A 9,315-nucleotide genomic window follows, 5' to 3' on the forward strand; every position below is an offset into this window, starting at 1 on the left:
GAAGCGCATTCGATCGGACCTATCCGCCGAACCGCACCACATGCTCCATCCGCGCCAGCCCGGCGGAACGGTGGGTAATCAGCAGCAGCGAACGCCCGTCCAACTGGTCGATCAGCGCATCGAGCAACGCCTGTTCGGCTTCGGGGTCCAGTCCCTCGCCCGGCTCGTCGAGAATCAGCACCGGGGCCGGACGCAGCCACGCCCGCGCCACCGCCAACCGCCGCGCCTGCCCGCCCGACAGGGTCAGACCGGCGGCACCGATCCAGGTGTCCAGCCCCTCGGGCAACGCCGCGACGAAATCGGCCAGCCCAACCAATGTCAGACTGCGCCACAGAGCGGCATCGTCGGCCTCGGGATCGGCCAGCCGCAAGCTCGCGCGCAACGTACCGCTGAACAGCCCGCAGGATTGGGGCGCGACGGCGAAACAGCGCCGCCGAGTCTCGTCATCCAGCGATTCGATCGGACGGTCGCCCAGCCGGATCGTCCCCGCCTCGGGCGTCACCAGCCCGGTCAGCAGCAACACCAGGGTCGATTTGCCGCTGCCGCTGGGACCGACCAGGGCGACCCGCCCGCCCTGGGGCAGATCGAACTCGAAACCGTCGAACAAGGCGGGCTGCTCCGGCCCCCAGCGATAGGTGATCCTCCGCAGCGACAGGTCGCAGCGGGTGGGGCACGGCTGGGGGACCGTCTCGGCCTCGGACGCATCAGGCGCGGCATCGGCGAGGGCGAACACCCGCCGGGCGGATTCGATCACGCCCCCCAGCGCCAGGAAGGCGGCAGGCAGCGGCGTCACCGCCTCGAACAGGGCCAAGGCGAGCAGGACCAGCATCGCCAGATCGGGACCGCCCAGCCGCCCTTCGGCCAACAGCGGTACGGTCAGCACCACCGCCGCCCACAGTGCGAGATGGCCGCACAGCAGCCCGGCCGCCTGGGACAACGCGATCAAGCGGCCCAGGCCGATCTGTTCGGCGATCAGGTCGGATGACAGCGCCTCGATCCGGTCGCGGTGACGACGATCGGCCCCGAACACCAGCAATTCGGGCAGCCCCTGCACCGCTTCGACCGCTGCCCCCGACAAAGCGGTCAGCAGCGTCACCTGACGCACCCCCCGCCGCGCCGCCGCGCGGGCCACCATCACCGGCACCGCGACCCCGGCGGCCAGCAGCAATACCGCCTCGGCCAAAGCCAGAGTGGAATCGAACCGCCCCATCCACAGCACGCCCAGCCCGCCCCCGGCCAAAGCCACCGCCAGCGGCGCGATCAGCCGCAGGAACACCGTTTCCAGCCGGTCGAGATCGCCGCGCAGCCGCTGAGCCAGATCGGCCCCGTCATGCGCGCCGCGTACCACCAGCGGCAACAATTCGAGGCGGCGATAAAGCCACACCCGCAACCGGGCGATCAGGCGGAAGGTCGCTTCGTGCCCGACCAGCCGCTCACCATAGCGCCCGGCGGTCCGCACGATCGCGGCGGCGCGGATCAGCGCCGAGGGGGTGAAGTAATTGAGCGAGCTTCCCGCTACCCCGGCCAAAGCCATCGCGGCGATGAACCAGCCCGACAGCGCCATCAACCCGGTCTGGGCCAGCAGGGTCAACAGGGCCAGGAAGGCGGCCAGCGCCAGCCAGCCCCACACCGGGCGATAGAGCAGCAGCAATCGCAGCAGCAGGCTCATGCTTCGTCTCCCGCCACCCGTCCCCGCTCCAACCGGACGATCCGGTCGGCGGCGGCAATCGTCGCCGGACGATGGGCGATCACCAGAACCGTCCGCCCCCGCGCCAAGGCAGGCAGCGCCTGGGTCAGCGCCGCTTCGGATTGGGAATCGAGGCTGGCCGATGGCTCGTCGAGGATCAAGAGCGGCGCATCGCGCAGGGCGGCGCGGGCCAGCGCAACCAGCCGGGCCTGTCCCCCCGACAAACCGGCTCCGTCTTCGCCGAGGCGGGTGTTGTATCCCTCGGGCAAGGCGGCGATGAAGCGATCCGCCCCGACGGCTTGCGCCGCTGCGATCACCGCCGCTTCATCGGCCTCGGGATGACCCAGCCGGATATTGTCGGCGATGCTGCCTTGGAACAGATGCGGCCGCTGCGGCACCCAGGCGATCCGCCGCCGCCACTCTTGAGAGTCGAACCCCGACAACGGGGTTCCGTCGATCAGAATCTCACCCGCCGTCGGCGCGGCAAAGCCCAGCAACAGATTGACCGCGGTGCTTTTCCCGGCTCCGCTGGGGCCGATCAGGGCGGTGATCCGTCCGGCCTCCAGGGTGAACTCGGCTCCGTCGAGGCCAACCCGCCCGCCGCCGTAATCATGGCGGACGGCACGAAAGACGATCTCGGGGGCGGTGGTGGGCGCAGACGCCGACGCGGCAACGGGCGACGGCGGCAGCGGGCGGGCCAGCAGTTCGGCCAGCGTCCCGGCGGTGCCCAGCGCCTCCATCCGGGCGTGATATTGCGTCCCCAGCGTGCGCAGCGGACCATAGAATTCAGGCGCCAGCAGCAGGATGAACAAGCCGCGCTCGAACCCGATTTCGCCCGCCAGCAGGCGAAAACCGATCAGCACCGCGACCAGGGCGATTCCCAACGTGGCGAAAAATTCCAGCGCCAGCGCCGACAGGAAGGCGACCCGCAACACCGCCATCGTTGCCAGACGATACTCGTCGGCGATGCGGGCGACGGTCTCGGCCTCGCGCTTTGACGCATTGAACAGCTTCAGAATTGTCAGGCCCTGGACCATCTCCAGGAAATGCGCCCCCATCCGGGCCAGCTTCGCCCATTGGCGGCGGTTGAGCCGTTCCGCGCCCGAGCCGATCAGGGCCATGAACAGCGGGATCAGCGGCGCGGTCAGCAGCAGGATCAGCCCCGAAACCCCGTCCAGCGGCATCACCACCGCCAGCAGCGCCAACGGGATCAGCACCGCATTGCGCATCGCCGGAAGAAAGCGGGTGTAATAGGCCTCAAGCGCCTCGATCCCATCGACCAGCAAGGCCGACAGCGCCCCGGCCTGCTCGCCGCCCAGCCGCACCGGCCCCAGCGCAAACAGCTTTTCGGCCAGTTCGGCACGCACGCTTTGGCGTACCCCGGCCCCGGCCTTCAGCGCCACCGCTTCGGCGGCCCAGGACAGCCCGGCGCGGGCCAGAACGATCGGCGGCACCCAGACCAGCCACGGCCACAGCGCGGCCAGATCGGCCCCAGCGGAGATTGCCCGGTCGATCGCCGTCGCCAGCAGGGAATATTGCAGGATCATCAGAGCCGCATTGGCCATCTGGGCCAGGGTGGCCAGGGCCAGCGGGCGGCGGACCGAAGCGACGCGGCGACGGAGAAACCCCGTCGCCGCCGCCGCCTCGGCGGCCGATTTATCGACCGTCACCGTTCGTGGCTACGGTCGAACGCATTTTCCGCTTCGTACCACAGGGCATTGATCAGCCCGATGGACAGCGCGGCAGTCACGCCTAAAATCCAGGTGAAGTACCACATCAGCGTTCTCCTTCACTCTTTAATAGGCCGTATGGCTCCCGGTGCGAATCCCGTCGACAGTGACCTTGCCCCACATCCGCGTATAGCACCACGCGGTATAGGAGAGCACCAGCGGCAGCAACAGCACCACGGCCCAGAACATCACCGTCAGGGTGAAGTGGCTGGACGGCGCATCCCACACGGTCAGGCTTGAATTGGGATCAATGCTGGACGGCAGGATGAAGGGGAACATCGACAACCCGGCGGTCGCGATGATTCCGGCCATGCCGAGAGCACTGGCGATGAAGCCCAGGCCGGGACGACGCACCGCCGAAAGCAGCACCGCCAGCAAAATTCCGGCGAACCCGGCAATCGGAGCGATGATCGAAGCCGGAACGGCGGAATAGATCGACAGCCAGGCGCCGCGTTCGGCAACGACGGTCTTCGCCAGCGGGTTCGACGGCGCGTCAAACGCCGGCTGGGTCACCACCCGGTAGCCGTCAATGCCATAAGCCACCCACAGACCGGCCCCGGCGAAGGCCAGGATCACCACCAGCCCCAGCCCGATCGCGACCGAGCGGGCGCGGTCGGACACCGGAGCCTCGGTGCGGATTTGCAGCCACATTGCCCCATGGACGACCAGCATCGACAGACTGATAATTCCGGCCAGCAGGGCGAAGGGGTTGAGCAGCGGCAACAGCGCGGTCAGCAGCGAGCCCTGATAATGCGAGCGCAGGAACTCGTCGAGCTGGAACGGCACCCCTTGCAGCAGGTTGCCGAAGGCGACGCCAAAGATCAGCGCCGGAACCAGACCGCCGACGAACAGGCCCCAATCCCAGGCATTGCGCCAGCGGGGATCTTCGACCTTCGAGCGGTAGTCAAAGCCGACCGGGCGGAAAAACAGGGCGAACAGCACCAGCAGCATCGCCATGTAAAAGCCCGAGAAGGCGGCGGCATAAACGGCGGGCCAGGCGGCGAAAATCGCCCCACCCGCGGTGATCAGCCAAACCTGATTGCCGTCCCAATGCGGGCCGACGGCGTTGATGATCACCCGACGCTCCTCGTCGGTCTTGCCGAGGAACGGCAACAGGACGCCGACGCCCATATCCATGCCGTCGGCGATGGCAAAGCCGATCAGCAACACGCCGATCAGAATCCACCAGATGAATTTCAGGGTTTCATAATCGAGAATCATGATCCTCGCCCTCCCCTTTAACCGGCGGCATGGGCGGCGGCGGGATGCCCGCTTTCGCCGTGATAGCGACCGGTGCCCAGACTGGCCGGCCCCAGGCGGATGTATTTGATCATCAGGAACAGCTCGATCACCAGCAACACGGTATAGAAGGTGATGAAGCCGGTCAGGCTGAAGATCAGATCGCCGCTGGTCAGACTCGAGGTGGCAAGGAAGGTGGGCAGCACCTCGCCGATGGCCCAGGGTTGGCGGCCGAACTCGGCGACGAACCAGCCGGTTTCACAGGCAATCCAGGGCAACGGCAGACACCAGACCAACGCTTTCAGCAACCAGCGTTGCCGCACGATGGTGCGGCGCATGGTGAAGTAAAGCGATGCGGAAATCAGGAAGAACATCACCACGCCCGCCAGAACCATCAGGCGGAAGGTGACGAACAGCGGCGCCACCGGCGGGATGGTGTCGCGAGCGGCCATCGCAATCTGTTCCGGCGTCGCATCAACCACCGAGGCGGTGTATTTCTTCAACAGCAGGCCATAGCCCAGATCGGTCTTGTGCAGATCGAAGCGGGCGCTGATCTCGTCGCCACGTTCACCGGCGCGCAGACGCTGAAGCGCGTCATAGGCCTCGATGCCCGAGCGAATGCGCTCTTCATGCTGAACGATCAGGTCCTTGATCCCGGTGACCTGCCCGGTGGTCGAGCGGGTCGCGATCAGGCCCAATGCCCACGGCACCTTGATCTCATAGCGGTTGGTCATCGCCTGATCGTCGGGAATGCTGAACAGGGTCAGACCGGCCGGAGCGGGATGAGTGTCGTACTCGGCCTCGATCGCGGCCAGCTTGGTCTTCTGGACGTCGCCCAGCGTGTAACCGCTTTCGTCGCCCAGCACGATCACCGACAGAATCGACGCCATGCCGAACCCGGCGGCAATCGCAAACGAACGCTTGGCAAAGCCAAGGTCGCGGCCCTTCAACATGTACCAGGCGCTGATCGCCAGAACGAACATCGCCCCGGTGACATAACCGGCGGCGACGGTGTGCACGAATTTGACCTGGGCCACCGGGTTGAACAACACCTCGGAGAAGCTGGTCATCTCCATCCGCATCGTCTCGTGCGAGAAGGCCGAGCCGACCGGGTTCTGCATCCAGCCATTGGCGACCAAAATCCACATCGCCGACAGGTTCGATCCCAACGCGGTAAAGAAGGTCACCGCCAGATGCTGGCGCTTGGTCAGCTTGTCCCACCCGAGGAAGAACAGGCCGATAAAGGTCGATTCAAGGAAAAAGGCCATCAGGCCTTCGATCGCCAGCGGCGCGCCGAACACGTCGCCGACATAATGCGAGTAATAGGCCCAGTTGGTGCCGAACTCGAATTCCATGGTGAGGCCGGTGGCAACGCCAACGGCAAAATTGATCCCGAACAGCTTGCCCCAGAATCGGGTCATATCGCGATAGACCGGGTTGTCGGTCAACACGTAGGCCGATTCCATCATGAACAGCATCCAGGACAAGCCCAGAGTCAGCGGCACGAATAGAAAGTGGTACATCGCCGTGGCAGCAAACTGCCACCGCGATAGTTCGACAAAGAGCGGATCAATCATGGGCGCACTCCCCTCTCAAGGTCGGCTGGGCAGCCGCCCAGACTGGGACCTTGCGACATGATGTCAGGGAAATAGCTTAAGCTTGTGAAGGGGGAGCCGCCAACATTTTAATTATCATAAGGGGGGTTCCAAAAAGGGCGGCCCTTACAATCCCATCCGCGCCGCAAGAATTGCCGCCTGGGTCCGGTTTTCACAGCCCAAAGAACGCAAGATCGCGGTGACGTGCAGCTTTACCGTGATTTCAGCCAGGTTGAGATCGCGCGCGACTTCCTTGTTCGACTTGCCCTGACGCAACATCGCCAACACGTCGCGCTGACGCGGCGTCAATTGCGCACGCAGGCGTTCGGCGTCGAAATCACCGGGCTTGGCCAGCGTCGCCTCGGCGACAGACACCGGCGGAGCAACGAAGATATCGCCGTCCAGCACCGAGCGGATGCCCTTCATCATTTCGGCACTACCCGCCGATTTGGAAATATAGCCGTGGGCACCGGCATCAAGGGCGCGGCGGACCACCTGGGGGTCTTCCGACGCCGACACCACCACCAGATACAAATCGGGTGCGGCGCGACGGATCGCCCCGATCGCAGACAGACCATCCATTCCCGGCATCGCGAGATCGACCAAAGCGACATCGATATCGTTCGAGGCACGGACACGGGCCAGAACCTGGGGAAAGTCGCTGGCTTCGACCACCGTCAGGGGTTCCCCCGCCAGGCTCTCCAACACCATTCTGATTCCCTCGCGGAATAGGGAATGGTCATCGGCCAGCAGTAATTTCATTTCGCTTGTCCCCAAATCAAGCCGCCGAATTTATCGGCTCAAGCGTGAACCTCCCTGATCCGTCGCATCTTCTCTGCGTCGGAGCTTGTTTCGCCCGGACCGTTTCGGTCCGCCCCCAAGCGGCGAAACGGCTCTTCACCCTTAACCCCGTAATACTTTAAGCATGGTTTGACAAAAACGGCAACTTTTGAATGGCGAATTGGTTTCAAAGCGCTGAATAATGTCACGATTACCTTTCGGGGAATTGTTGCTGATCACAGCGCTGATATCGGGGAACATACCCACCCATCGTGCTATCGGATAGAAACCAGAAGTTCTTCGTCCGTATATTTCATGACACAAATCCTCGACCATGAATCTCCTCAGCCTTTTTCGGCTTATCGCAAGATAATGATCCGCCCCTTTCCAAAGGTTCCGTTTCACCTCATCCTGGCTCATAGTGACAAAAGGGGAGAATGATTCTTCCCCGTCATTCTGCCGGAGAGTGGTCATGGCACGGCCCGGGCGTGTCCTCCTGGTTGATAACTCCCGGGCCTTCTCGATGGTGATCGCGGCGGCCCTGACCGATCGGCTGAAAATCGCGGTTACAATCGCCGACAGCTTGGCTGCGGCCAGCCAAATCCTGGACAGCGGCACCAATTGTGACGAAATCATCCTGGTCATCAGCGGACTGGTTCTGCCCGATGCCGAGGAAAATAGGATCGTCGGATTCTTCACCGAACGCGGCCTGCCGCTGGTGGTGCTGACCGGAAGCTTCGACGTCGCCAGCCGTGCGCGGATTTTATCGCGCCCGGTGATCGATTACGTGCTGAAGGACAATCCCAGCAGCATTGACTACGTCGTCTGGCTGGTTCGGCGGATCTGGCGCAACCGCGACATGACCGCCCTGGTCGTCGAGGATAGCGCCAGCGACCGGGCGATGCTGGTCGGGTTGTTGCGGCTTTACGGGTTCGCCGTGCTCGAAGCCAGTGACGGGCTCCAGGGTCTGGCCGTTGCCGAGGCCGCCCCCCGGCTCGATCTGGTCGTCACCGATTACGAAATGCCCGGCCTTGATGGAATCCAGTTGGTGCGGCGGCTGCGGGTGCGCCACCCCCGCGACCGGCTGGCGATCATCGGCCTGTCGGCCAGCCTTGGCGCGATCTCGGCCCAATTCATCAAGAACGGGGCCAACGATTACCTCAACAAAGCGTTCCAGCCCGAGGAACTGTTCTGTCGCATCGCCCAGAATGTCGAGAATATCGAGAACATCGCCTCGCTCCACGCCTTGGCCACCACCGATCCGTTGACCGGGCTGCGCAACCGGCGTTCGTTCTTCGAACTGGCCCAGTCCCGCTTTAACAGCCTGACCCGCGCCGGACGGCGGGTCGCGGTGGCGATGATCGACGTCGATCATTTCAAGCGGATCAATGACGGATGGGGCCACGATTGCGGCGACCGGGTCTTGATCGAACTGGCCCGCGTCCTGGCCGAAACCACCCGCGACGGCGACGTTGTCGGTCGCCTCGGCGGCGAGGAATTCTGTCTGATCGCCGCCGATCTCGACGAAACCGACGATTTCTTCGAAACCCTGCGGGGCCGGGTCGCCGCTTTGTCGCCCCGCTTCGGCGACGACACGGTGCTGATCACGATCAGTATCGGCGTCTGCGTCCGTCCCGGCGATGGCCGCGCCGACAGCCTGCGCGCCCTGCTCACCGCCGCCGACCGTGCCCTTTACAACGCCAAACGTCTGGGCCGCAACCGGGTCGAATACGCCTGATCGCCCAGCGAACTATCCCATTGCCCGCTGGGTCGTTTCCCCCCGCACCGTGGCGAGGAAGCCGCCGACCTCGCCGTTCAGCCGTTCCGCCGGAGCGGCGAGATCCTGGGCCGCCCACATCACCCCGATCGCGGCGCCGCAATAGCGGGCGGCGGATTGAGTGACCGAGACGACGCCCTCGGTCACCACCTTGGTATCGAGGATCACCTCTTCGACGCAGCGACCAATCCGCGCCGTCGCTTCGGCCTGACGACCGACGGCGGTCGAGACCTGACGGGCGATCCCGTCCATCCGCCCGATCGCCGCCCCGATCCCATCGATGGCGGCAACAGTGTCGGCAGTGGCCGATTTGATCGCGGCGATCTGGGCGGTGATCTCGCGAGTCGAGGTTGCGGTCTGCGCCGCCAATTGCTTGACCTCGTCGGCGACGACGCCGAACCCTTTGCCGGCCGGACCGGCGCGCTGGGCCTCGATCGCGGCATTCAGGGCCAGCATGTTGGTCCGTCCGGCGATCTCGGTAATCATGCCGACCACCCGGTCGATCCG

At 64.7% G+C, this 9,315-nt stretch carries 8 protein-coding genes; 1 reads left to right on the plus strand and 7 read right to left on the minus strand.

The genetic code is table 11. The features are described from left to right. Positions 1 to 19: 19 nt before the first annotated feature. The 6 genes from cydC to K678_RS16045 all read right to left on the minus strand — a co-directional run bounded on the left by cydC (position 20) and on the right by K678_RS16045 (position 7,013). Positions 20 to 1,669 carry a thiol reductant ABC exporter subunit CydC gene (gene cydC, locus K678_RS16025; protein ID WP_021133520.1) on the minus strand — a complete coding sequence of 550 codons (1,650 nt, stop codon included), beginning with the start codon at positions 1,667 to 1,669 and terminating at the stop codon, positions 20 to 22. Beyond that, the gene (gene cydD / locus K678_RS16030; protein ID WP_021133521.1) at positions 1,666 to 3,357 is read right to left on the minus strand and encodes a thiol reductant ABC exporter subunit CydD; all 1,692 of its coding nucleotides are present in this window, start codon (positions 3,355 to 3,357) and stop codon (positions 1,666 to 1,668) included. Before cydD ends, cydC begins: the two co-directional genes overlap by 4 nt. Next, positions 3,354 to 3,464 carry a cytochrome bd-I oxidase subunit CydX gene (gene cydX, locus K678_RS18375; RefSeq protein WP_021133522.1) on the minus strand — a complete coding sequence of 37 codons (111 nt, stop codon included), beginning with the start codon at positions 3,462 to 3,464 and terminating at the stop codon, positions 3,354 to 3,356. The genes cydD and cydX overlap by 4 nt, the downstream gene beginning before the upstream one ends. Before the next feature lie 19 nt (positions 3,465 to 3,483). Further along, positions 3,484 to 4,638: a cytochrome d ubiquinol oxidase subunit II gene (cydB, locus tag K678_RS16035; protein ID WP_021133523.1), complete on the minus strand. Its 1,155-nt coding sequence runs from the start codon at positions 4,636 to 4,638 to the stop codon at positions 3,484 to 3,486. A 17-nt stretch (positions 4,639 to 4,655) separates the two neighbouring features. Further along, the gene (locus K678_RS16040) at positions 4,656 to 6,233 is read right to left on the minus strand and encodes a cytochrome ubiquinol oxidase subunit I (protein ID WP_021133524.1); all 1,578 of its coding nucleotides are present in this window, start codon (positions 6,231 to 6,233) and stop codon (positions 4,656 to 4,658) included. Positions 6,234 to 6,377: 144 nt separating this feature from the next. Further along, on the minus strand, positions 6,378 to 7,013 hold the full coding sequence (locus tag K678_RS16045; protein ID WP_021133525.1) for a response regulator transcription factor: 636 nt from the start codon (positions 7,011 to 7,013) through the stop codon (positions 6,378 to 6,380). Positions 7,014 to 7,503: 490 nt separating this feature from the next. Here K678_RS16045 and K678_RS16050 point away from each other — a divergent pair, with 490 nt between their 5' ends. Next, complete coding sequence (locus tag K678_RS16050) at positions 7,504 to 8,769, plus strand: response regulator (RefSeq protein WP_021133526.1); 1,266 nt, start codon at positions 7,504 to 7,506, stop codon at positions 8,767 to 8,769. A gap of 12 nt (positions 8,770 to 8,781) precedes the next feature. Here K678_RS16050 and K678_RS16055 read toward each other — a convergent pair. Continuing rightward, positions 8,782 to 9,315 (minus strand): methyl-accepting chemotaxis protein (locus K678_RS16055; protein WP_021133527.1); only part of this gene is annotated, 534 nt, incomplete at its 5' end.

The sequence above is a fragment of the Magnetospirillum fulvum MGU-K5 genome (assembly GCF_000442515.1).
Classification (GTDB): Bacteria; Pseudomonadota; Alphaproteobacteria; order Rhodospirillales; family Magnetospirillaceae; genus Phaeospirillum; species Phaeospirillum fulvum_B.

Excerpts from the sequence above, each read along its gene's own strand:
- cydC (WP_021133520.1), bottom strand. The coding sequence starts at position 1,669 with ATGAGCCTGCTGCTGCGATTGCTGCTGCTCTATCGCCCGGTGTGGGGC.
- cydX (WP_021133522.1), bottom strand. The coding sequence starts at position 3,464 with ATGTGGTACTTCACCTGGATTTTAGGCGTGACTGCCGCGCTGTCCATC.
- cydB (WP_021133523.1), bottom strand. The coding sequence starts at position 4,638 with ATGATTCTCGATTATGAAACCCTGAAATTCATCTGGTGGATTCTGATC.
- K678_RS16040 (WP_021133524.1), bottom strand. The coding sequence starts at position 6,233 with ATGATTGATCCGCTCTTTGTCGAACTATCGCGGTGGCAGTTTGCTGCC.
- K678_RS16045 (WP_021133525.1), bottom strand. The coding sequence starts at position 7,013 with ATGAAATTACTGCTGGCCGATGACCATTCCCTATTCCGCGAGGGAATC.
- K678_RS16050 (WP_021133526.1), top strand. The coding sequence starts at position 7,504 with ATGGCACGGCCCGGGCGTGTCCTCCTGGTTGATAACTCCCGGGCCTTC.